We start from the raw sequence: 22,080 nt of genomic DNA on the forward strand, positions 1-22,080 counted from the left end.
TCAGGACATCCCGGCGTCACGGAATGCTACGGCCTGTAGACATAGGTCAGATCAGGTCACGAAAACGATCATTGGATCTCACACCCCAAGAATCAAATATATTCCCGTATATTGAGATTACATTAAGTCTGAGCGTCGGGAAGCCATAATTTCTGTGCGGTCTCCATTTCAGTGAGAAAATATCAATCGGGAAGTTGCTCACACCGGAATTGGTGCGTCGTCACACCCTTTGCGGTCATTTCTCAAGGAAATATGGTGCATGGACGCCGGTCGGCGCTGCGAAATGCGCCAGAATCGGTGCGCCTTATGGACTGACGGGGCATCGAAGTGTAGCGGCCCAATGAATGAATTGGGCCGCAACTTTGGTTTCCTGACCGTCGGAGTGAACCTAGGATATCAGATCGGAAATCCGGATTGGATAGCGGCGGACACGGATGCCCGTCGCATGCCAGATCGCGTTGGCGATGGCCCCCACAGTTCCGGTGATGGCCAATTCGCCCACGCCCTTTACCCCCAAAGGATTCACATGCGGGTCGGTTTCCTCGACAAGTATCGTTTCGAGCGAGACGACATCAGCGTTGACTGGCACATGATAGCTTGCCAAGTCGGTGTTCATGATGCGCCCGGAGCAGCGATCCAGCAGCGCCTCTTCGTGCAGAGCAAAGGACTGGCCCCAGATCATGCCGCCGAGATACTGGCTGCGGACCAGATGCGGGTTGATGATAGCACCGGCGGCGAAGGCGCCCACCAGCCGTGTCACCCGAACCTGACCCAGATCGGGATCAACCAGCACCTCGGCAAAGACGGCGCCATGGGCATGCATCGCATATTTGGCTTGGGCAGCGGCATTTGGCCCGACGGCGCTCGACGCCCGGAGTTCGGGCAGACCGGCACGGCCAAGGATCGCGGCATAGGTGTCCCTGCGGCCTTCGTCGTCGCGCAAGAAAAGCGCGCCGCCTTGGGCCACGATCTGCGTGTTGCCCGCGCCAAAAAGCGGTGACTGCCTGTCGTTTATGGCAATCTGCACAAGCTTGGCCACAAGATCGGTGCCCGCGACATGGATCGCACTGCCCGCGGTGGCGGTATGGGCCGAACCACCCGCAACGCCCGCATTCGGCAGTTTGGAATCGCCCGCCCGCATCTCTACCCGGTCGATGGGCAGGCCAAGGCTGTCCGCCCCGATCTGCGCAAGGGCGGTCCAGGCGCCCTGCCCCATGTCGGCGGCGGCAAGCTCCACTCTCGCTGTGCCGTTGGCCAGCAGAATGGTCAGCGCCTCGGCGTCGAACATAAGGGTCGGGAAGGTCGCGGTTCCAACGCCCCAGCCTTTCCTGAAGCCTGCGGCGTCGCGCATCTGCCCCGGTTGAATTGGCCGCTCGGCCCAGCCAAAATGCGCGGCTCCCTGCGCGTAACAGGTCCGAAGTTCTTTCGATGAGAAGGGCTTGCCAGAAATAGGTTCGACCTCGGCATAGTTGTGCAGCCGGAACGCCAGCGGGTCCATCCCTTGCGCAAAGGCGGCCTCGTCAATCGCCACCTCCAGCGCGGCAGAGCCGGAGCCTTCGCCCGGCCCGCGCATGAAACCGGGCGTGCCGATGTGCAGGGCGACAGCCTCGTGATCGGTTAGGATCGCGGGTCTGCCATACAGCGTATGCGAGATTTTTGCGGCGGGTTCGACAAACTCGTCAAAGACGCTGGTCGCCGCTTTGACACTGTGGTGCAGCGCTACCATCTTGTTGTCGCCGTCCAGCCCCAGTCGCAACCGTTGGCTGGTCCTGCCGCGGTGCCCCAGGGGGCCAAACATCTGATCGCGCCGCATCACCAGTTTGACGGGTTTGCCGACCAGCCGCGCCGCCAGGATGCCCAGAACTTGCGGGCCGGCCAAAAACCCTTTGTTGCCAAAACCACCGCCCAGAAACGGGCTGTGGATGTGAATGTTTTCGGGGGGAATGTCGAAGAGTTCGCTGATCCTGCTCACGGCCGGACCAAGCCCCTGACTCGGTGTGTCGACGGTCAGTTTGTCACCGTCCCAGGTGGCCACGATGGCATGGGGCTCCATCGGATTGTGATACTGGGCCGGCGTCTCATAGGTCTGGTCCAGCCGGAACGTAGCGCCCGCAAGGGCCGCTTCGACATCCCCAACCGCTTCGCGCCGAGTGCTGAAGACGCCGGCGGCCGAGGGGGTGTATGTTTCCGCGGTGTCAAAATCCGCAGTCGGCGGCTCTTCGGCGTAGCGCGGTGCCAGCAAGGCGGCGCCTTCGGTGGCGGCCTCCAGCGTAGTGGCGATTACGACGGCGATAGGTTGCTTGGCATAATGGACGATATCGCTTTGCAGCACATCCATCCGCCAGCCGAAAGGAGCACCGGGCCGGGCCGGGTCTAGAACCGGAGGCCGGTTTTCCGGCGTCATCACTTCGACCACACCGGGGTGGCGTTTTGCCGCCACTACATCCAGCGCGACGACCCTGCCATTCGCGATGCTGCTGGTGGCCATCACCGCGTGCAACAGCCCCGGAGGATTGTTGTCGGCGGCGTAAACGGCGGCGCCGGTCACTTTCAGGACGCCATCAAGGCGATGCAGGGGTTGGCCTGCGCTGGAGCCGTGACGACGGGGCGCGGCTTCGGTCAAACGCGGATTTTCAACCATCGGCGAGTACTCTCGGTTGTGTGGAAAAGACCGACGCGGGAAGGGCCGGCTGGCTGTCGCTGCCGGCCAGCGCTGCTTCAAGCGCGCGCAGGATCAGTCTTCGGGACAGTTCAATCTTGTAGCCGTTGTGGGCAATGGACCGTGCGTCGGTCAGCGCGATGTCGGCTGCCGCACGAAATACATCCTCGCCTGCGGGCCGCCCGACCAATGCGGCTTCTGCCGCCCGCGCCCGCCAAGGCTTCAACGCCACCCCGCCTAAGGCGAGGCAAGCATTGGTGATCACCCCGTCCTGCAGGACAAGGCCTGCCGCAGCCGATACGACACCAAAGGCAAACGAAGTCCGGTCGCGCAGTTTAAGATAACGCGCGTGCGGCGCGAAGGTTCGGGCCAAAGGCGGAAGCCACAGGGCGATCACCAGCTCGCCCGGGTCAAGAACCGTCTCGCGCTCAGGCGTGTTGCCAGGCAGGCTGTAAAAGGCGTCCAGCGCCACTTTGCGCCGGCCAGCGGGGCCCACAATCTCCACCACTGCATCGAGCGCCGCCATTGGCACGCTGAAATCCGAAGGATGGGTCGCAATACAGGCATCGCTCCACCCCAGAACCGCCGTGGCATGGCTTTCGCCGTGATGCGCTGCACAGCCTGCTCCCGGGTTGCGCTTGTTGCAGGAGCTGGCGAGGTCAAAAAAATAGCCACACCGCGTCCGCTGCAGGATATTGCCGCCGGTCGTGGCGGCATTGCGCAATTGGCCGGACGCCCCCGACAGGATCGCTTCGACCACAGCAGGACAATCCCGACTGAACTGCGGATGCCGGGCAAGGTCGGTGTTGCGGACCAGCGCGCCGATGCGGATGCTGCCATCTTCCAGATAGTCAACCCGGTCCAGATCCGGCAGGCCCGTGATGTCGATCACGCGGTCCGGCCGTGCCACGCCGACCTTCATCAGATCGACAAGATTGGTGCCGCCTGCCAGAAAGACCGCATTCTGGCCCAAGGCGGCGGACTGCGCCTCTTCCAGCGTGGCGGGGCGGAGATATTCAAAAGCTTTCATGGCTGGCCTCGATCGCTGCATTGGCCCCATGATATTCCACGACAGCATCGACGATCCCTTGGTAGGCACCGCACCGGCACAGGTTACCGCTCATCGCTTCGCGGATCCGCTCTCGGTCTGACGTGGGCGCAATTTCGGTCGCCAGGCCCATCACGCTCATGATCTGCCCCGGAGTACAGAATCCGCATTGCAAAGCGTCACACGCGATGAAGGCAGCCTGGACCGGATGCAAAGTGCCCTCTTTGGCCAAACCTTCGATCGTTGATATGGTGCGCCCGTTCATCGTAACCGCCAACGCCAGGCAGGCGTTGATGCGCCTGCCATCAACCAGAACGGTGCAGGCCCCGCACTGCCCTCGGTCGCAGCCTTTTTTGGCGCCGATGAGGCCCAACCTCTCCCGCAACAGGTCGAGCAGCGTGACGCGTGGATCATCCACGGTGAGGCTGCACAGCTTTTCGTTCAGTGTCATGGTGATGATCATGTTGTTGAAACTCTTCAGTTCACACGGCGTGGCGACAGACTGACGGGTGCCGGTCCTGGATACTGGGCCCTTGGGCGTTGATGTCCCGATCCGGGCACTAAGTCAAATGAAATGCCACATTGTGACATTTCATTTGAAAAGGGTGGATTCGAACCGAGGTGAATTCGCCTCAGGCGACCCAGCGCGGGGTCTGCGGCCCTGCATCAAGCCGGCTGATGTCGGGATCACACCTTGAGAATGTCAACAGCGCGCTCTGCCATAGCCAGAACCGTCGCGTTTATATTGCAGCCCGGAATTTCCGGCATGACGGAGGCATCCACAATTCTGAGCTTCTCCATGCCATGGACGCGCAGTTTCTGATCGACAACAGCCATTGCATCACTGCCCATCCGGCAGGTGCAGGCGGCGTGCTGGACTGTCGTGGCGCTTGCCCTGACGTGGTACTCAATTTCGCTGGCCGTTTGGCAATTGGATCCAGGTCTCAGTTCGGCTCCCCGGAAGGGGTCCACGACGTGTTGTTGCGCGATATCGCGGGCAATTTCAAAGCCGCGGACCAAAGTTTCGACATCTTTTCTTGAAGTCAAATAGTTCGGGTCGATGAGGGGCGGCGCCAAGGGATCGGAAGATTTGAGGCGAACCTCACCGACGCTTTCAGGGCGGGCTAAGACCGGTAATAGGTAGAAAAGGTCACTCCAATCATTCAGCCCCGGAAACCACGCGGTTGCCTCCAGAGCCCCCGCCCCGAACAGCATTTGCAGGTCGGGGCGGACAAGGTCAGGTGACGATTTCAGGATCGCGTTGACTCCGCTCGGCAGCGACGTTGCGGGACCGCGCCTCAAGACAACCGCCTGAAAGATGGCGGCCATGAGACGATCAAACCGCAGCATCGTGTGCAGGGGGCTATCGTCGCCAATCCGTCGGTATTCAAGCGGCACGGAGAGGTGATCTTTGAGGTTCTTGCCGACGCCGGATAGGTCTTGAACAACCGGAATACCATGTTCACGCAGTTGTGCCGCGGGCCCGATTCCGGACAGCAACAGGATCTGCGGCGAATTGAAGGCGCCCGAGGAAAGAATGATCTCACTTTCCGCAAAGGCTTCGATGCTCGTCGCTTTGTGCAGGTATTGCACGCCGACGACGTGGGTCTGCCGACAAAGCAGCTTAGTCACATGTGCCTTGGTGATCACATGGAGATTCTTGCGATGCCTGCGGACAGGGTCCAGATAGGCATGCGAGGCGCTGGCCCGCCTGCCTTTGTGAATGGCCGATTGTGCAAGCCCAAAGCCGAAAGGGGCAGGGCCGTTGATATCGTTGCAGAAAGGCAAGCCGCTGGCTGCCGCCGCCGCCAGAATGGCCATCCCGAGCGGATCAGAGGTGCAGGTATATTTGACATTAGTCGGACCGTTGGTACCGCGGTTTTCGGCCGGGGCACCATGCCAAGTTTCCGACTTTTGAAAGTAGGGCAGAAGGGTGTCATAGGACCATTCGGTGGCGCCGAGTTCAACCCACATGTCAAAATCGCATCTTGCGCCTCGGTTGTGCGCCATGAAATTGGTTGACGATGAGCCGCCCAGCACTTTTCCGCGCTTCATCTCGATGCGGCGGCCCAGCAGCTCTGGTTGCGGTTGCGTAAGATAGCCCCAATCAAATAGATTCTTTTGCCTTAGCAGGCCCACGCCCATCGGAATGCGAACGGCCGGGCTCCAATCGCTGGCGCCGGCCTCGATCAGCAGGACGCGGCATGACGGATCTTCTGACAGCCGGGCCGCCATCACACAGCCAGCGGTTCCGCCGCCAATCACGATGTAGTCGAATGTCTTCTGATTGCCCGTGTTTGCCATCTTGCTTCGTCTTACCCCCCCCCTTGAGACTGCTATCCTGGAAACGAACCATGACCGAACCTTGGCACCCAAGGTGGGTGCCACGCCCGTCATCGGATCGGGCGAGGGTCGATCAGGCAGGGTTGTCCGCCTGATCGCGCCTTGTGCCGCCGTGATCAGTGCTGAATGTAGACGCTCTTCGTATAGAGGTAGGTGTCCAGATGGGCCGTGCTGCCCTTGGCCCCATAGCCGCTCATTTTGGCACCATTGAAGCCAGTCAGCGGATCGATCAGACCATAGCAGTTGACCCACATGGCGCCGGCATGGATACCGTTGACGACACTCAGCGCCGTCGAGATGTCTCGGCTCCACACCGCCCCGGCGAGGCCATATTCGGTCTGGTTGCCGATCTTGACCGCCTCTTCCAGTGTGTCGAAAGGGATCACAGAAACGACTGGGCCAAAGATTTCTTCGCGGGCAATGGTCATGCCCATGTCGACATCGGCGAAGACGGTGGGTTCGATGAAATAACCGCGCTGGAGGGCGCCTTCCAGACGATTGCCACCGGTTACCAGCGTCGCCCCTTCGCGCCGGCCTGCTTCGACATAGGACAGTACGCTTTCGCTTTGGCGCGCCGAGATCACCGGCCCGATCTGGGCGTTGGGATCAAGGCTTTGGCCCACCTGCAACTGGGCCACAAACGTCGCCAGCCGCTTGGTGAACTCTTGCGCGATGCTGCGTTGCACCAGAATACGGGTGCCGGCATAGCAAATCTGACCCGAGTTGGCGAAGGCGCCCATCGCCGCCCCCGGCACCGCCTTGTCCAGATCGGCGTCTGCAAACACGATGTCCGGCGACTTGCCGCCAAGTTCCAGCTGCAGCCGTTTGATATTGGTCTTGGAGGCATCAATGATCCGCCGACCTGTCTCGGTCGACCCGGTAAAGGCGATTCGATCGACGTCGGGATGCCGTGCCAAAGCGTCGCCGGCTTCTGCGCCGTCGCCGGAAACCACATTGATGACACCCGGCGGAACACCGATGTCCAAGAGCATTTCGGCAAGGCGGAGCGCTGTCAGCGAGGCCTCGGTTGCAGGCTTGATCACGCAAGTGCATCCGGTGGCGAGAACCGCGCCCAGAATCCACCAGATTGATACGATGGAGCCATTCCACGGAATGATGCCGCCAATCACTCCGACCGGCGCGCGCAGCGTCATGGTGCTGACCTGGCCGGGCAGGCCATTCTGGATGGTTTCACCTTTCACGTTCAGCGCCATGGCTGCAAAGAACTGCACCATGCGTAGCGCGGCAGGTTTGGCGCCGCGCGTACGAGTGATCGGGCCGCCCATGTCGATCGATTCAATCTCGGCGAGCTCGTCGAAGCGGTTTTCCAACAGGTAATAGGCGCGAAACAGCAGGGCCTGACGATCGTAGGCGCTCCACCGGCTCCACTCGCTATTGAACGCAGCGCGCGCAGCACGAACCGCACGATTCACATCCTCGGAAGCGCCGGCCGCAATCTGGCCGATCATCTCTCCGGTGGAAGGGTTGATCGAGCCAATCAGTTGGCCGGAGGCCGCAGGCACCAACTCGCCATTGATCATCAACTTATGAGTTCCACGCGCCAGAAACGCGGCAACATTTTGACTGGGCGAGGGGATAGAGGCAGTCATCTTCGGATCCTTTCAAGGCACGCTGGCCGGTCTTAGTCGAACTCGAAAACGCCCTTGCCGATCTTCTTTTGATCGAACAGTGCATAGGCCTCGGCCGCCTGATCCAGTCGGAAGCTGTGGGTGAACAACCGGTCAACATCGATGCCGCGCTCCACGACGAAGTCGGCGCATGCGGCCTGCAAATTCTTCGAGAAGGTCAGAGACCCGACAACCGAACGATTTTTCAGGATAACGTCATTGGCTGGCAAGTTGAGGTCGCCCAGAACCCCCACTAGGCAGGTTTGTCCCCAGACCCGGGTCGATTGCACCGCCTGTTGGCGCGCGCCGGGATTGGAGCTGCACTCTACGGCCTTGTCAGCACCGAGCCCACCGCGCGTGGCATCCTTGATCGCGCGCACCGCATCGGTTTCCATCGGGTTGATCAAAACATCGGCACCCATTTCCTTGGCCATTGCCAGTCTTTCTGCGCCCACGTCCAACGCGATCACACGGGCCCCCATCGCCTTGGCAAACAGGGTGGCACTCAGGCCCACCGGGCCCTGACCGAAGATTGCAACCGTCTCATCGCCCGCCAGCGAGATCCGCTTCAAAGCAGCAAATGCTGTACCGCTGCCGCAGGCAACAGCCGCGCCAGCTTTGAAGGACATGCCGTCGTGAAGCTTGATGAGAGTATGTGCCGGGACCTTCATGAATTCAGCATGGGCGCCATCGCCATTGGTGCCGCCGTAGACGATCTTTCCGCCCTCGCAGAACTGCGTCCAACCAGACCGGCAGTGCTCACATCTGCGGCAACCGTCGTAATGGTGCACCATGACGCGGTCGCCCACCTTCGCTTCAGAAGGTCGGACCGCGAAACCAACGGCCTCCACCACGCCGCAGGGTTCGTGCCCTTCGATGATGATCTGGCTTTCCGTCCGCAAAGGCTCATGCAAATGATGCAGGTCACTGCCGCACATGCCGGAGGCTTTCATCCGCACGATCACGTCGTCCGGACCCGGCGTAGGATCGGGGTAGTCCCGAACTTCTAGCTTGCCGGCTCCCAAAAAAACCACAGCTTTCACGTTTCATTCCTTCCGAGTACTGAAAGGCTACAGGAGATAGCCTCACGAAATTTCCGCGCGCTGGAGGCCGTTTTTCACGGACACAAGTTACAATTGCGCTCAGCGGGGTGCGACCGTTCGGCACGAGAGGATGGGGTCGAACCGCTGTCAGCGGATCGTGTGGCCGCCATCCACCACCAGCGCGTGACCCAAGGCAAAGGTGGCATGACGCGAGCACAGCCACAGGACGGCGTCGGCAATCTCTTCGGGCTGGCCGAGGCGACCGATCGGTTCCGCATCGATCATCGCGGCGCGCCCCTCGGCAGTCCCGCCCGATACCTCGCGCATCATGTCGGTTTCGATAATGCCAGGGCAGACGCAGTTGATGCGGATATTCTGCGTGGCATAGTCCAGTGCGGCAGAGCGGGTCAGCCCGATTACGGCATGTTTGGCGGCTCCATAGGCCGCGGCGCCCTTGGTCCCGACGATCCCCGCCCCGGATGAGGCGTTGACGATGCAGCCACCACCCTGCGCCAACATGACCGGGATCTGGTATAACATGCACAGAAAAGCGCTGGTGGCGTTGATATCCATGATCCGCCGCCATTCTTCGGAGGGGGTCTGCGCCATCGGAGCCACCTTCTGGAAGCGCCCGGCATTGTTGAAGGCAAGATCAAGACGGCCCAGCTGCTCCACAGTTGTCTCGACGGCTTTTTTGACAGCGGCTTCGTCCGTCACATCGCAACTTATGGCAATTGCACGGGCGCCCTCTGCGATAATCATCGCGACAGTGGCTTGGGCATTGGCGTGGTCAAGGTCTGCTACGGCCACGGCTGCGCCGGCACGGGCAAAAGCCAAGGCCGTTTCGCGCCCAATTCCTTTGCCGGCACCTGTGACAAACGCCACCTTTCCCGAAAAATCGTCGATCGATTGCATCTGCGTTTCCTATTTGATGAATTCGTACTTGCGGCGGTCAATTGTCGAGGCGACAGCCAGGATGATTACGAAGCCCTTTACGACCTGTTGAGTGAAGGGGCTGACACCAGTCACATCCATGCCATTCGACAAGATGCCAACGACCAGCACCCCCAACAGGGTCCGATGCGGGCCGCCAATGCCGCCCGACAGCGCGGTGCCGCCCATGACGATGGCTGCGATGGAATCCAGTACGATGTTGCCGCTCGCAGAGGGAGTAGCGGCCCCGATTTGCGCCGCCAGCATGATGCCCGACAGGCCCGCCAGCGCGCCGCAGAACATGAAGGCGTAGATTTTGTAGCGCGTGACCGGCACACCAGAATGCGCCGCCACTTGCTCTCCGCCGCCGATGGCAAACAGATAGCGGCCAAGAAGAGTCTTGGAGGCTATGAAGATAAGTATTCCGGAAATTGCCAGCGACGCCAGGATGATGACGGGGATTCCAAGGACAGGCTTGGCATTGACCAGATCCACCAGGGTGAAATCGGTGAAAATTATCGAGGACCCGTTGCAAATCATGTTGGTGATCCCCGTCAGGATCGACATCGTGCCCAATGTGACCAGAAATGACGGCACTTTGAAGATCAACATGGTCACACCGTTCACGGCACCCACCAGGAGGCCAAGAGCGACTGCCGTCAGAACAGCGGCGGTGGACCCGTAGTCTTCCATGACGATCGAGGCGACGATACCCGCCAGTGTGAGTGACGCGCCAACGGAAAGGTCAATCGAGCCGATCAGGATAACAATAGTGCCCGCCATCGACACCATCAGCAGGATTGCGGACTGCTGACCTATGTTCAACGCATTGTCAAAGCTGAAAAAATTTTGGTTCTGAACGCTGAAGAACAGGATCAGACCGACCACCACGAACAAAGGATACATTGATACGAGGTTAGAGCTGGACCACCGCGGGCCGGCAGGTTTTGCCATCGTTTCGTTCGCATTCTTACCTGTCAAAGCTGCGCTCCCTGTTAAATTCGTTCAAACCATGCCGGAAACGACGGCCGTTTCCGTTGGCTTGGCCGCTGCTGCCGCCGGTATTTCCGCGGTGATTTGCCCACCACGCAGGGTGATGACCCGGTTTGAAAGTCCGATCACCTCAGGCAGGTTGTCCGAGATCAGCAGGATCGCCACACCGTCATTGGCCAGTTGGCGCAGAAGGGTGTAGACCTCTTCCTTCGCACCCACATCAAGACCCCGGCCCGGGTCATCCAGCACAAAGACCTTTACCCCACGCGCCAGCCATTTGGCGAAAACGACCTTCTGGGCGTTGCCCCCCGACATGCTGCGAATTTGGGCGTGACGGTCGCGGGCGCGGATACGCAATCGCTTGATCCAGGTTTCGGAAACCTCGGCTTGTCGTGCTGAGGACAACATCGGAGTGCCCGGCACCTGCAACCGAGACAGGCTGGGAAGCGTGATATTCCACTCCAGAGAGTGCATTCCAATAAGTCCGGCCTTGTTCCGCTCTGATGGCACGAGGCCGACGTCCGCCCGCAGTGCCGCAATACGTGAGCCTGGTTCCAGGATTTGACCGTTGACGCGGACATCGCCCTCATCGGCGCGAACCGACCCGGTGATGACCTGTCCTACTGTCGCCTTGCCGGAGCCCAGAACCCCCGCGATGCCAACGATTTCCCCGGCCCGGATATCCATCGAGAAATTTTTCAATTGACCCGCAACCGTAAGGTTTCTGACGCTGAGAACCACGTCGCCCAAAGCCTCGCGCTGATCACCTTCCTTGTAGTAGCCAGCACTGCGGACGCGGCCCACGATGGCCTCGTGCAGAATATCCGGCGTGGCTTCAGCAATCGGCCAGTTGCCGGACACCTCGCCGTCCTTCAGCGCGGCCACTTCGTCACAAACCGCGAAAACGTCCTTCAAGTGATGTGATACGAAAATGATCGAGGCCTTGCCGCGCCAGCGCCGGATCGAATTGAACAGCAACTGGGTTTCGGACTCTGATAGCGCCGAGGTCGGTTCATCCAATAGAATGATCGGTTCGACGGGCCATACCTTGCCTACGGCAAAGGCCTTGGCTATCTCCACCAACTGGCGGCTTCCGAATGTCAATTCCCCGGTGACTGCCATCGGGTCGATGTCAAGTTCCAGATCGTCCAGCACCTCTCGGGCCAGGCGGATCATTTTATGGGCGGACAGGATACCGACCCGGGCGAATTCCGCTTCGCGGCCCAAGAGTATATTTTCATAGACCGGTAGGTTGGGGATCAGCCCCTGTTCCTGAAACACGGTGGCAATTCCCAGCCGCCCTGCCTCGGACGGGTGACCCAGGTTTGCATCTTTCCCGTTGATGCGGACCGACCCTGTTGAGGGCCGGACCGTACCATTGATGATAGAGATCAACGTCGACTTGCCTGCGCCGTTTTCACCTACCAGACCAAGCACGGCATGTCGTTTCAAGATCAGCGAAACGGATTTGAGTGCCTTGACCGGCCCCCAGGATTTGCTGACATCGCGCAGTTCCAGCGCAGGCATCATCGACTTGTCTCCCAGCTAGGCTTTTTTGTTCGGGCCGATCTTGTAGTGATCAGCGTAAAGCTGGTTGGCCCTGTCGAACTCGCCCGCTTCCTTGGCGCCTTTGTAGATGGGGTTCAGCTTTTCCTTGCCTTCGGTCACATCAGCCCAGAACACTTCCGGCTCCAACGCGGTGATGCCGTTTTGCGGATCCCACGTTTCGGGGTTCAAGGTTCGGCTCATCTTTAGCCAGTCAAAGGGCTTTGCGCCTTCGCCGTAGAACTTCTGATTGACCTCGGCCGCATTCTCGACCGTGCTGATGACGGATTCGTAGTGCTGCATCCGTTCGCCCAGCATCGGCTTCCAGCCGTTCAATGCGTCAAAGACCGCCACAGAAGTATAACCGCACTGATAGGGGGGCAGCGCCGAGGCCGAGGCGACGAAGTGCTCACCCTTTGCAATCTCGGTCAGCCCTTCCGGCAGGCCGACGATAGAGGCCACCTTGACATCCTTCAGCCCTTTTTCGCGCAGCACGGAAATCACGCCGAAGGCCATGTCATCAGCAAGCGGGAAAAAGCCCTTGATGTCGGGATGCGCGGTCAGCAGCGACAGCGTTGCATCGCGCGCCTTCTTGCGGTCCCAGTCGGCGCGGGGCCCTTCGATGAGTTCGACGCCCGGGAATTCTGCAACCGCCTTCTGCAAGCCCTTGTAGCGCAACCCTTCCGTCATTGCGACCAGACCACGGACCGAGGCGATCTTGCCCTCGCCGCCGATTGATTTGATCAGGATCTTGGCAATTTCGTAGGCATCGTTGACCGAGTTGGGTGTGAAGAAGTTGACGAAATGGTCCCCTGCGTCGGGCGGTGTGTACCAGTTCGGGGCATCCCACACGCAGGCAAAGGGGATCGATTGTTCCTCGCACAGCTTGGCGACCACCGGCAGCGCGCCATCCGGGTAGACATAGCCGGTCAGCATCTTGACGTTGGCAGCCGAAAGTCCGCGGATCTGGGCAACCTCTTTGCCCATGTCCATGTCGTTGAAATACTCGGCCGTGTCCAGTTTCAGATCGGCGGCGACCTGACGGAATGCCTTTTGGAACAATGCCCAGTAGTCAATCGAGGGCGTGAGGCCTAGCATACCGAGCTTACCGCGAACAACGTCGGCGGCTTCTGCGACTTTGGTCATCGCCGGTGTCATGGCCAGCGAAATGCCCGCAGCGGTTGCAAGTTGCATCATGGTGCGGCGCGACATGCCTTCTGGCAAGGCATGAATGCCGGCTACGATTCCAAGTTCCTTGTCTTTCTTCATCAAAACCTCCCTGAGTTGATGCGGCCCCCTGATGGGGTTCTTTCAGTCTTCTTATTGAGAATTTAACAACCTAAGGGCAGATCTTCCCTGATCCCGAAAACGCCCAAAAAGGGTATTCGGTACATTGGCCTGATTTTAAGTTGTGTCGTGGATTCCTCTTGCCCTTAAGTTTAGGATCGGAACTGCCGCAAAAACAAGCAATGCATGTACGGGTGACGGAAAGTGTATAGATAAACTTGCTATGGGGTCCATTCATGCGGCGAAAGTCCCAAGGTATGAGCGTCGGTAGAAGTGGAATTCCAGGGCAGACTGATCGATAGGATTCGGCACAAATACAGGGAGATACGTCGAATCACGGTTCGCCGGGATACTTCGGCAGGCTGACGTAGGTGCGCAGCTGGAGCGTCACGACGTTCATCTCTTGAGGCTCGATCGTAGGCCGAGCGACCGATCAGACAGTTCTTCCCTGTGGCAACTGCCCGTCAGGAGCCTCCGCCCGCTTGCCGCCGCATTGGGATGGACCTCAAATGCACCGACCCAGTCACACCGCGAAACTTGGGGTATCTGAAACACCGCTGCGACGTCCAATCTCAGGACGATGCTCGCTTGCCGACCTCATCCCACCTTGCTTCTCTCCATTCCCATGAAAGGAACGCACCATCGCACTTTCGTATCACGCTGCTGAGTATAAGATTGTCAAAGGTGCCAATCGCGGTCGGAAGAGTTTTCTATCCGTGCTTCCTGTCACCGGGCCCGGGCGACAACCGTTCGGCGTATTTGTGCCGACGCGTCTTCTAAGGCAGCGGAATTTCGCTTGAATATGCCATCCACGAAGATCAGCCTCGTACATCAAAGCCGCTACAGCACTCAGCTTGCGCCAGATTCCATGCGCTCGCCCAGTCAACTTCTATTACGTCTTACCGCAAAACGGGGAAGAAACGGTCATGCGAACCAGATCCAAAGAGATTGACCCTAAGAAGCTGATTTATTACGCTACGGTCATTGAACAGGGTAGTATCAAGAAAGCGGCGCGCGTCTTAATGATTTCTCAACCTGCACTGTCGACTTCCTTGAACAGACTCGAGGAAGACCTTGGGCTCAAGCTGTTGGAGCGCAGCAAACTCGGCGTAGTTCCAACTCCGTCCGGTGTGATACTTTATTCTCAGGCACGAAAAATTAGAGAAGAGGTCCAGATGGTTCGCAATTGCTTTCACGTGCAAAATGCGGATCGTATAACGATCCAATTTGGCTGCGTCCCGAGCTTGGCGTGCAATTTGGTGCCGACAGCCATCGCGAGTTGGCGAGAAAAATACCCCGACAGTGACTTGCGCGTCGCCGACGGCGTTCAGTTTGAATTGCTCAATCGGTTGTTACGCGGTCAAATAGATCTTTTCGTGGGCTATACCGAAAACTATGAGCTGCTTGAGGGACTCCGGCAACGGGTTTTGTTCAGGGACAGGCTCTTTGTGGCGGCGCGTCCGGCGCATCCACTTTTTTCGAAGGGCGTGCCCGGATTGGAAGCACTTGCTGAGTTTCCCTGGGTTTTTATCCCGCCCGGCCCTTACAATATATCATACGAAAATGTATTGGATTTCTATGGCATTCGGTTTATGGGTCGCAATACCGTCTGCGACTCGATTGCGCTGCTTAAATCACTGATTTCGTGTAGCGATCACCTTGGGTTGTTGCCGGCACATGCTGCGTGCAACGAGTTGATAGATGGCAGATTAGCGCTCCTTCCAACTGCAATTCCAGAATTCAACCGCAGCATTGCTGTATTCTTTCGAGAGGGATACGATATGGATATTGCTGTTCGTGATTTGGTGAACGAAATTCAGACTGTAGGAATAGCAACACAAGAAAGCCGCCAATCCTGATCCGAATCCCAACGGGGGAGCTCGCGAGCTATGTTTTGCTGCTTCCCCCATGATAGAAAGCTGATGGTTTCCATCGTTTTCGTTAGCTAGTTCGACGCTTTGTTCCTGGGCGCGGGGCGGATTCTCAGTTCATAGCCAAAACACTACGGTCGTGCCCAGAGTGACGGCGGAGAGGAAGACTTTCGGACGCCTGCCCTGACGGGTTTCGACCCTGCGCCAGCCCTTCAGCCCCCCAACCCGATTTCGCTCTTATTGCGACGCTTGTCGTGGATGTTGAGCTTTGCACGGAACGTCCGCGCCGAAATGCGGGGCTTTGTCGCGTTGTCTTTCCACGTTTCCCTTAACTGGTCGGCACCATAGCCAGGTCGAACAGCAGCCAGTCTGCTTTTGGCAAACTGCCAAGCAGGGCATCAGAACTGGCATAACCGCTGACTTGGCCCAAGGTCATCGAGAGGCGGATCGGCCTTCCCTCAGCTTCGGAATAGGCATGAAATTTGGTATTCCTACCGCCAGCGGTTAGGCCTGACGGATGAGTTCGATGGCCATCTGGCTCCCCATTTTCGACCTAAGCCAGGCGACCATGCGGCTCGCCTTGAGATTGGTCGCGTCGCTCATCACCATCTCCGGAGCGGCCGACTCTGCCGCAAGACCCCCCATCATCTGTGCGAAAATATCTTTGTGGCCCTGAGGCTTCCGTCGGTTGTGGTGGGTCCTCGGCCGGCCATATTCCTGAGGCGCATCGCGTCACTGCAACCCATGCAGATTGATGAATGTAATAGCGAACAGCGCCCTGCGATCATCGACGCGGTCTGTCTTGTTTCTTGGGGAAAACGGTTCCAGCTACTCCATCTGCGCCTCTGTTGGCCAAAAGAAATTACTCGGTGATCGGTCACCGCTCTGAGGCTGGACTCTGCAGCCTCCCATGACGTGTGACACTAATCGGCTGGACGGGGCAGCAACGCTTCAACGTTGCTGCAGCATTTGCCAAGAGCCATGTGCGCCCAAGCCGGCACGATGTCATTCGGATGCCAGCGGGCTTGGGCACGTGAAAAAATTTACAAAGTCTTATATATTGACATATAATTATCCCATGGATATCAATAGACGATCCGAATTACAAGAAGTCCTACTATTTCGGATTGCGCGGGCGTTGGGCTCCGACCCTCTGTAATGGTCGGATTAGGCTCCGCACCTGTGGGGGAGGGTCTACAGAGAAGGTTCCGGCCCTCGCTTGGGCCGCATTCAAACGACCGGGAGGAAAAACATGAAAATTCGTTGGAATTACGTAGCGGCAACGCTGCTCGGGGTGGCAATGGTTGCAGGCCAAGCCACACAGGCCCGCGCTGAAGCTGGAAAGAGTAAAGTCTACCTCAGCCTTAGCATCACGGGCAACGACTGGATGAAACAGGCTGAAAACATGATTCGCGCAGAGGCCGCAACAAGCGCCCTGAGCGACAAGATCGATCTGGAAGTCCAAGTTTCGGGCGGCGATGCGCAAAAGCAAAGCCAACAGATCAACGCCATGGTTCAAGCCGGGGCAAAGGCCATCATCGTCTATCCGGCCTCTGAAACGCTGCTGAACCGCGCCGTGAAGAATGCCTGCGACAAGGGCGTCGTCGTCATGGCCTTCGCCGCCACTATATCGGAGCCTTGCGCGCACAACGTGAACGCCGATCAGTCCGACTGGGCGCGCGTGGGCGCACAATGGCTGGTCGACACCCTGCACGGCAAAGGAAACATCGTCATGGTGACCGGCGCTACGGGTCTTGGCGTGGACACCCAGCGCAACAAAGCGGCTAAGGAAGTCTTTGACAAATATCCCGACATCAAGATCGTGGCCACTGTGATCGGCATGTGGAACGAGACGATCGTGCGCTCGGAAATGTCGAAACTTCTGGCGACCCGGTCGTGGGATACGATCGACGGTCTGTGGGTCCAGGAAGGCTGCGCGGCACTCGGTGCAATGCAGGACGAAGCGGGAATTCCAGACGGCAAGAAGAAGCCGATGTCGTGCTCGGCTTCCAATGGCGAGCGGGTGCAAATGCTGCCAACCGACAGCAAGATCGAAGGTGCATCCGGTTCTTACCGCCCGATGGGCTACCCGGGCATCTCGATGGCCGCCGGCCCCTACATGGGTGCTTTGTCGCTGAAATACGCGGTCGAAATCATGGAAGGCGCCAGGATGGAGCATGACATCATCATGAAGACCGACGCCGCGACCAGCGACAAGATGAAGCTGTGCGAGGAAGGCACTTGGAAAGAAATGGACGAAACCAAGTGCAACGTGTTCAAGCCTTCCATCATCTCCAGCCCGTCGTGGTATGCGCCTATCTATTCGCCGGAACTGCCGGGAATCGGTTTGCAGGCCGCGCTGAACGGAACTCCCGACAAGTAAGGCGCCCTGCGTGAGGCGACTGGTCGCCGGCATTCAACAGGTGCCGGCGATCTGTCCCCGGGTTAATGGCTGGCCCTGATCCTGCGCCAGTCCACCAAATCAGCATTGCAAACCCGGCGCAGGCCGACCTGTTACGGACCCTTCTCGCTGTTTGACCGCGCCTTGCGAGAGAGGTTTGATGCCTCGGGCGATCGCGCTTTTTCGGACCAAGACCTGCCAATCGGCGACCACAAACAAGTAAAGAAAGCCTCTCACCATGACCAAACGCAAGCGCATCCTCTTCACCGGCGGCACTGGCAAGGCTGGACGCAACGTCGTGGCCTATCTGGCGGACCAAGGTCACCAGGTCGTCAATATCGACTTCAAGCCGCTGATCTATCCCGGCGTGACCAATCTGCACGCCGATGTGACGGATTCCGGTCAGATCCTCAGCGCGATGACGACGCACACCACCTTTGAATATATCGAGCCCGGCACCGGCCCTGCGCCCTTTGACGCGGTTGTGCATTTCGCGGCTTTGCTGCCCTTTGCCAACCCCGACAATGCGGTGTTCCGAGTGAACACGATGGGCACGTATAATGTGATCGAGGCTGCGGTCAAAATGGGTATTCCCAAGATCATCATCGCGTCTTCGGAAACCACCTATGGCGTGTGTTTTGCCGATGGCCGGATGGACCCGATCTCGCTGCCGCTGGAAGAAGACTATGAAATCAATGCGATGGACAGCTATGGCCTGTCCAAGGTGTTGAACGAAAAGACCGCGCAAAGCTTTCAGATGCGCGCGGGCGCCGACATTTACGCGCTGCGCATCGGCAATGTGATCGAGGCGAACGAATACGAGACGCTGTTCCCGACCTGGTTTGAAAACCCCGAAGTGCGGCGCCGCAACGCGTTCTGCTACATCGACGCGCGGGATCTTGGCCAGATCGTGGATCTGTGCATCCAGAAGGACGGACTTGGATTTCAGGTTTTCAATGCCGGGAATGACACGAACGGAATGAACATCCCGACGGCCGAACTGTTGCGGCGGTTCTTTCCCGGCGTGCCGGTGACCCGTGAGTTGAACGAAAATGAAGCTCTCTATTCCAACCGCAAGATCCGCGAGGTTCTCGGCTTCAAAGAAGAGCACGATTGGCGGAAGTATTGCAAAGTGTGATTCCACCCGACACAGTCCCCGCTTGAAGGCGGGGGAATTGTGCCGGGCAGAACAGCAATATCGGCGGCATTTCGTCCGAAATGCCAAATTCTTCTGCGTATCATATGCCGTCGATCAACGAGAAAGCCAAACAGGATCGGCGCTTGAATCGTCCTCGGGGTGTTTCTTGGCAAGGCAACGAAGCATCCGTTGTGTGCTCAGGAACCTTCCGCTGTGGAAATTACGCAGCCTGCCCGCGCGGCATCGTGACGGCGCTGCCTAGCACCGTGCACGACGCTGTTTGAAGTCAGCCGCCTTGCTGATCCCGCCCAAGAAGTGGCGCGCGCTTGGCTGGCTGAGAGAGAGCGTCAGCTCGCGTATTTCCTCCAGTCGTGCTGCATGCGGAAGCCCAAAACCTCGCGCGCTTTTCGGTTGGACAAAAGCCCCTCTTCCTCGCCGATCGCACGGCGCAAAGACACGTTCGGAAAGAACCGTTGCAACAGTTCCGAATTCGGTTGGGGCACGGAGTTGTTGTCAGCGGAAGCGTTGAAGACCTCGTAGCCATTGCCCTTGCGTTCAAGGCAAAGATCAACGATCTGCCCAAGATCCCGCGCATCGATATAAGAGAAGGCCAAGCGCCGCCGAGCCCCCGGGTCTTGGGCAAAGCTTGGGAAGCGGACATAATCCTCGGGTGTCATGACATTCCCGATGCGCAGCGCGATGATGTCAGCGCCTGTCCGGCGTTGGAACCCTTCAGCCGTGACCTCATTAACACGCTTTGAAATGCCATAGGCATCCGTCGGGTCGATCGGATAGTCCTCCTCGAACGGAAGCCATTTCGGATCCACCACCCCATCCACGAGACAGATGCCATAGGTCACTTCCGATGAGCCGAAAATTACCTTCGGAACGCCCATCTTTGCTGCGGCCTCCAGAATGTTGAAAGTGCTCATCACATTCACCCTGTAGATCTCTGAATCGACCGGATAGGGTCCATGAGGAACCGAGGCGGCAAAATGGACCACGGCATCAAAACCGCGATGGCCCTTGCCGTCATCAATTTCGGCCCCGTCGGAATAAGCTTGAAAAGCGGAGAAGACCTGTCCCAGATCGGTCAGATCCAGCAAGATGTCACGCACCTGTGGATGATGCATTCCGACGCGGTCCAGGTTAACAACCTTATGCCCGGACTCGACCAGGTGGTTGACCACAAGTCTTCCAGCTTTGCCGGAACCTCCGGTAAAAAGAACGCGCATTTTTTGCCTCCCAAGCAAACTTCAATTTCGACGGCATCATCCGCCGCGGATCTGGAAGGATCAATGTAGGGGAAAGCGCAACAGATAATATTGCGTTATATCCCAGTCTGACCAAGCGAGATTAGTGAAACCGGCAGGCAGCACATGTTGTCGTCTGCCGCGTGAGAGCAGCGGCAGACGATAAGACAAGGGGACGTCTGGAAATCCGGGGGTTCTTCATCCCGGCGCAGAAGACCCTGCGTTTTGCAGCCTGCGCCGGAAACAAATCACTGCTGCCCTTTTCTATGCGTTCATAGGACAGTTCTTGCCGGGCGCGACACACCAAGTTGAAGACAGCACAAACGGCTCCATTCGATCGGTGCGAAGACGCAGTTTGGCCTCCGGTAGGCAATCAGGCCTTTCTGGACGCGCAATCCAGCTCTGCATACTCCGCGTCCGTCAGCGTGATCGCTGCGGCGGCCACATTTTCCTCCAGATGCTTGACGCGGCTGGTGCCCGGGATCGGCAGCATGACAGGGCTGCGCTTCAGCATCCAAGCCAGCGCGATTTGCCCCGGCGTGGCGCCTTTCGCCTTTGCTAGATCCGACACGATCCCACCGGGTTGCGCCAACTGGCCTGCAGCCAGCGGAAACCACGGGATGAAGCCGATGCCGTTGGCTTCGCAGTAGTCGAGAACGTCCTCATCGGCCCGATCCGAGAGATTGTAGCGATTTTGCACGGTGGCGACCGGGAAGATTTCCTGTGCCGCCTTGATTTCGGCGACGGTGACCTGGCTGAGACCGGCGTGGCGGATGAAGCCCTGATCTATGAAGGAGCGGATCGTCTCGAATTGGCCAGCTGCGGGCAGTTTGGGGTCGATCCGATGCAGTTGCCAGAGGTCGATTTGTTCGACCTTGAGGTGGCGCAGGCTCATGCGGACGGCCTGGCCCAGATAGTTCGCGTCGCCGACTTGCGGCCATTGTCCCTCGGTCCGCCCTGGACGAACCAATCCGCCCTTGGTGGCGATCAGCAGGCCCGGATAAGGTGCCAGCGCTTCAGCAATCAGCTGCTCGCTGATGAATGGACCATAGCTGTCCGCCGTGTCGATTAGGTTCACCCCAAGCTCGGGTAGACGCTGCAGCACACGGATGGCTTCCGCGCGGTCGGCAGGTTCACCCCAGACGCCGGGGCCGGTAATGCGCATCGCCCCAAATCCAAGGCGATTGACGGTAAGTTCGCCGCCAATTTTGAACTGCCCTGAAAGACTGGCATCAATTTGGGTCATCTCAACTTCCTTCGATTGGTTTGTGTGATCGCGACGGCGCGGGTTATTTCAGCGCCTCGATCTTGACGGTTATGTCGCCTGGCCGATCGAAGATGGACGCATCTCCGGTGACTTTTCCCAAGATCACGATGCCGGGCTGCGGGACCTGTCCATCGCGGTAATAGATGACAAAGTCGTCCGCGCTCCACAGGCCCAGTGTGCCTGTCGAGAAACCGCGCTGGCGTTGGGTGGCTGGCAGTGACTTGGGCAGGTTGCCGGTCTTTTCCTGCCGCATGTGATCGCTCATCTCGATGGTCAGCGGCAACATCTGCCCAAGCGCCTTGGCCGCGTCATTGCTGGCCAGTTCGGCTGTGACTTGCCCCCAGTCGGAGGTGATCAAAATGCGCTGTTGTGCCATTGCGGCCCCTCCTAGTCCGATGGTGATGAGCAAAGCGCTCAGTGTTGTTCGCAACATTGGTGCTATCCTTGAAGGTCAGATGTCAGAGGATCGACTGGCTTTTGCCGGATCCGAAGATTTCGGTCCAAAAAGCGGGACCAGCTGGTCAGGATGATGGAGATCGGTTTGATCGACGCCCCTGACGTGAACAAATTCTGCGATATCACCGGCCCGTTGGCCAGCGTTTCTATGCATTTGCCGCGCAAGGGTCCGCCGATCGGCAGGAAGCAGCGGGCCCTTTCTTGGCCATCTTGAC

At 58.6% G+C, this 22,080-nt stretch carries 16 protein-coding genes and 1 pseudogene; 3 read left to right on the plus strand and 14 right to left on the minus strand.

Going from position 1 to position 22,080, the window contains the following annotated elements; genetic code table 11:
- Positions 1-388: 388 nt before the first annotated feature.
- From AC1DZT_RS20650 to AC1DZT_RS20695, 10 genes are all read right to left on the minus strand, one after another.
- The gene (locus AC1DZT_RS20650) at positions 389-2,641 is read right to left on the minus strand and encodes a xanthine dehydrogenase family protein molybdopterin-binding subunit (protein WP_478008535.1); all 2,253 of its coding nucleotides are present in this window, start codon (positions 2,639-2,641) and stop codon (positions 389-391) included.
- Positions 2,634-3,737: an FAD binding domain-containing protein gene (locus AC1DZT_RS20655; protein WP_478008536.1), complete on the minus strand. Its 1,104-nt coding sequence runs from the start codon at positions 3,735-3,737 to the stop codon at positions 2,634-2,636. The genes AC1DZT_RS20650 and AC1DZT_RS20655 overlap by 8 nt, the downstream gene beginning before the upstream one ends.
- Positions 3,676-4,170: a (2Fe-2S)-binding protein gene (locus AC1DZT_RS20660; RefSeq protein WP_478008537.1), complete on the minus strand. Its 495-nt coding sequence runs from the start codon at positions 4,168-4,170 to the stop codon at positions 3,676-3,678. Before AC1DZT_RS20660 ends, AC1DZT_RS20655 begins: the two co-directional genes overlap by 62 nt.
- Before the next feature lie 224 nt (positions 4,171-4,394).
- Positions 4,395-6,011, minus strand: coding sequence for a GMC family oxidoreductase (locus AC1DZT_RS20665; RefSeq protein ID WP_478008538.1), 1,617 nt, complete (start codon positions 6,009-6,011; stop codon positions 4,395-4,397).
- A gap of 155 nt (positions 6,012-6,166) precedes the next feature.
- On the minus strand, positions 6,167-7,660 hold the full coding sequence (locus AC1DZT_RS20670) for an aldehyde dehydrogenase family protein (RefSeq protein WP_478008539.1): 1,494 nt from the start codon (positions 7,658-7,660) through the stop codon (positions 6,167-6,169).
- Between the two features lie 32 nt (positions 7,661-7,692).
- On the minus strand, positions 7,693-8,721 hold the full coding sequence (locus tag AC1DZT_RS20675) for a zinc-dependent alcohol dehydrogenase family protein (protein ID WP_478008540.1): 1,029 nt from the start codon (positions 8,719-8,721) through the stop codon (positions 7,693-7,695).
- Positions 8,722-8,868: 147 nt separating this feature from the next.
- Positions 8,869-9,636 carry a glucose 1-dehydrogenase gene (locus AC1DZT_RS20680; protein WP_478008541.1) on the minus strand — a complete coding sequence of 256 codons (768 nt, stop codon included), beginning with the start codon at positions 9,634-9,636 and terminating at the stop codon, positions 8,869-8,871.
- A gap of 9 nt (positions 9,637-9,645) precedes the next feature.
- A complete protein-coding gene (locus AC1DZT_RS20685; protein ID WP_478008542.1) occupies positions 9,646-10,635 on the minus strand; it encodes an ABC transporter permease in 990 nt (329 codons plus the stop codon).
- Positions 10,636-10,659: 24 nt separating this feature from the next.
- The gene (locus tag AC1DZT_RS20690) at positions 10,660-12,177 is read right to left on the minus strand and encodes a sugar ABC transporter ATP-binding protein (protein ID WP_478008543.1); all 1,518 of its coding nucleotides are present in this window, start codon (positions 12,175-12,177) and stop codon (positions 10,660-10,662) included.
- A 15-nt stretch (positions 12,178-12,192) separates the two neighbouring features.
- Entirely contained in the window at positions 12,193-13,461 is a 1,269-nt protein-coding gene (locus AC1DZT_RS20695; protein WP_478008544.1) for a sugar ABC transporter substrate-binding protein, read from the minus strand.
- 944 nt (positions 13,462-14,405) lie between these two features.
- Between AC1DZT_RS20695 and AC1DZT_RS20700 the strand changes: the two genes are divergently transcribed.
- A complete protein-coding gene (locus AC1DZT_RS20700; protein ID WP_478008545.1) occupies positions 14,406-15,338 on the plus strand; it encodes a LysR family transcriptional regulator in 933 nt (310 codons plus the stop codon).
- Between the two features lie 129 nt (positions 15,339-15,467).
- Here the strand turns inward: AC1DZT_RS20700 and AC1DZT_RS20705 are convergent.
- Positions 15,468-16,178, minus strand: a pseudogene (locus AC1DZT_RS20705) (IS5 family transposase).
- 424 nt (positions 16,179-16,602) lie between these two features.
- Between AC1DZT_RS20705 and AC1DZT_RS20710 the strand changes: the two are divergent.
- Complete coding sequence (locus tag AC1DZT_RS20710) at positions 16,603-17,733, plus strand: substrate-binding domain-containing protein (protein WP_478008546.1); 1,131 nt, start codon at positions 16,603-16,605, stop codon at positions 17,731-17,733.
- 256 nt (positions 17,734-17,989) lie between these two features.
- Positions 17,990-18,889, plus strand: coding sequence for an NAD-dependent epimerase/dehydratase family protein (locus tag AC1DZT_RS20715; RefSeq protein WP_478008547.1), 900 nt, complete (start codon positions 17,990-17,992; stop codon positions 18,887-18,889).
- Positions 18,890-19,236: 347 nt separating this feature from the next.
- Here the strand turns inward: AC1DZT_RS20715 and AC1DZT_RS20720 are convergent, their stop codons facing one another.
- The 3 genes from AC1DZT_RS20720 to AC1DZT_RS20730 form a co-directional block, all read right to left on the minus strand.
- The gene (locus tag AC1DZT_RS20720) at positions 19,237-20,124 is read right to left on the minus strand and encodes an NAD-dependent epimerase/dehydratase family protein (protein ID WP_478008548.1); all 888 of its coding nucleotides are present in this window, start codon (positions 20,122-20,124) and stop codon (positions 19,237-19,239) included.
- 391 nt (positions 20,125-20,515) lie between these two features.
- On the minus strand, positions 20,516-21,388 hold the full coding sequence (locus tag AC1DZT_RS20725) for an aldo/keto reductase (protein ID WP_478008549.1): 873 nt from the start codon (positions 21,386-21,388) through the stop codon (positions 20,516-20,518).
- Positions 21,389-21,431: 43 nt separating this feature from the next.
- Entirely contained in the window at positions 21,432-21,785 is a 354-nt protein-coding gene (locus AC1DZT_RS20730; RefSeq protein WP_478008550.1) for a cyclophilin-like fold protein, read from the minus strand.
- Between the last annotated feature and the right edge of the window lie 295 nt (positions 21,786-22,080).

The organism is Rhodobacter sp. P1_C2 (assembly GCF_056406375.1).

What these genes read in the sequence shown, in the direction of transcription:
- AC1DZT_RS20650 (WP_478008535.1), bottom strand. Translation starts at nt 2,641, where the DNA reads ATGGTTGAAAATCCGCGTTTGACCGAAGCCGCGCCCCGTCGTCACGGC.
- AC1DZT_RS20655 (WP_478008536.1), bottom strand. Translation starts at nt 3,737, where the DNA reads ATGCTGTCGTGGAATATCATGGGGCCAATGCAGCGATCGAGGCCAGCC.
- AC1DZT_RS20660 (WP_478008537.1), bottom strand. Translation starts at nt 4,170, where the DNA reads ATGATCATCACCATGACACTGAACGAAAAGCTGTGCAGCCTCACCGTG.
- AC1DZT_RS20665 (WP_478008538.1), bottom strand. Translation starts at nt 6,011, where the DNA reads ATGGCAAACACGGGCAATCAGAAGACATTCGACTACATCGTGATTGGC.
- AC1DZT_RS20670 (WP_478008539.1), bottom strand. Translation starts at nt 7,660, where the DNA reads ATGACTGCCTCTATCCCCTCGCCCAGTCAAAATGTTGCCGCGTTTCTG.
- AC1DZT_RS20680 (WP_478008541.1), bottom strand. Translation starts at nt 9,636, where the DNA reads ATGCAATCGATCGACGATTTTTCGGGAAAGGTGGCGTTTGTCACAGGT.
- AC1DZT_RS20690 (WP_478008543.1), bottom strand. Translation starts at nt 12,177, where the DNA reads ATGATGCCTGCGCTGGAACTGCGCGATGTCAGCAAATCCTGGGGGCCG.
- AC1DZT_RS20695 (WP_478008544.1), bottom strand. Translation starts at nt 13,461, where the DNA reads ATGAAGAAAGACAAGGAACTTGGAATCGTAGCCGGCATTCATGCCTTG.
- AC1DZT_RS20700 (WP_478008545.1), top strand. Translation starts at nt 14,406, where the DNA reads ATGCGAACCAGATCCAAAGAGATTGACCCTAAGAAGCTGATTTATTAC.
- AC1DZT_RS20710 (WP_478008546.1), top strand. Translation starts at nt 16,603, where the DNA reads ATGAAAATTCGTTGGAATTACGTAGCGGCAACGCTGCTCGGGGTGGCA.
- AC1DZT_RS20715 (WP_478008547.1), top strand. Translation starts at nt 17,990, where the DNA reads ATGACCAAACGCAAGCGCATCCTCTTCACCGGCGGCACTGGCAAGGCT.
- AC1DZT_RS20720 (WP_478008548.1), bottom strand. Translation starts at nt 20,124, where the DNA reads ATGCGCGTTCTTTTTACCGGAGGTTCCGGCAAAGCTGGAAGACTTGTG.
- AC1DZT_RS20725 (WP_478008549.1), bottom strand. Translation starts at nt 21,388, where the DNA reads ATGACCCAAATTGATGCCAGTCTTTCAGGGCAGTTCAAAATTGGCGGC.
- AC1DZT_RS20730 (WP_478008550.1), bottom strand. Translation starts at nt 21,785, where the DNA reads ATGGCACAACAGCGCATTTTGATCACCTCCGACTGGGGGCAAGTCACA.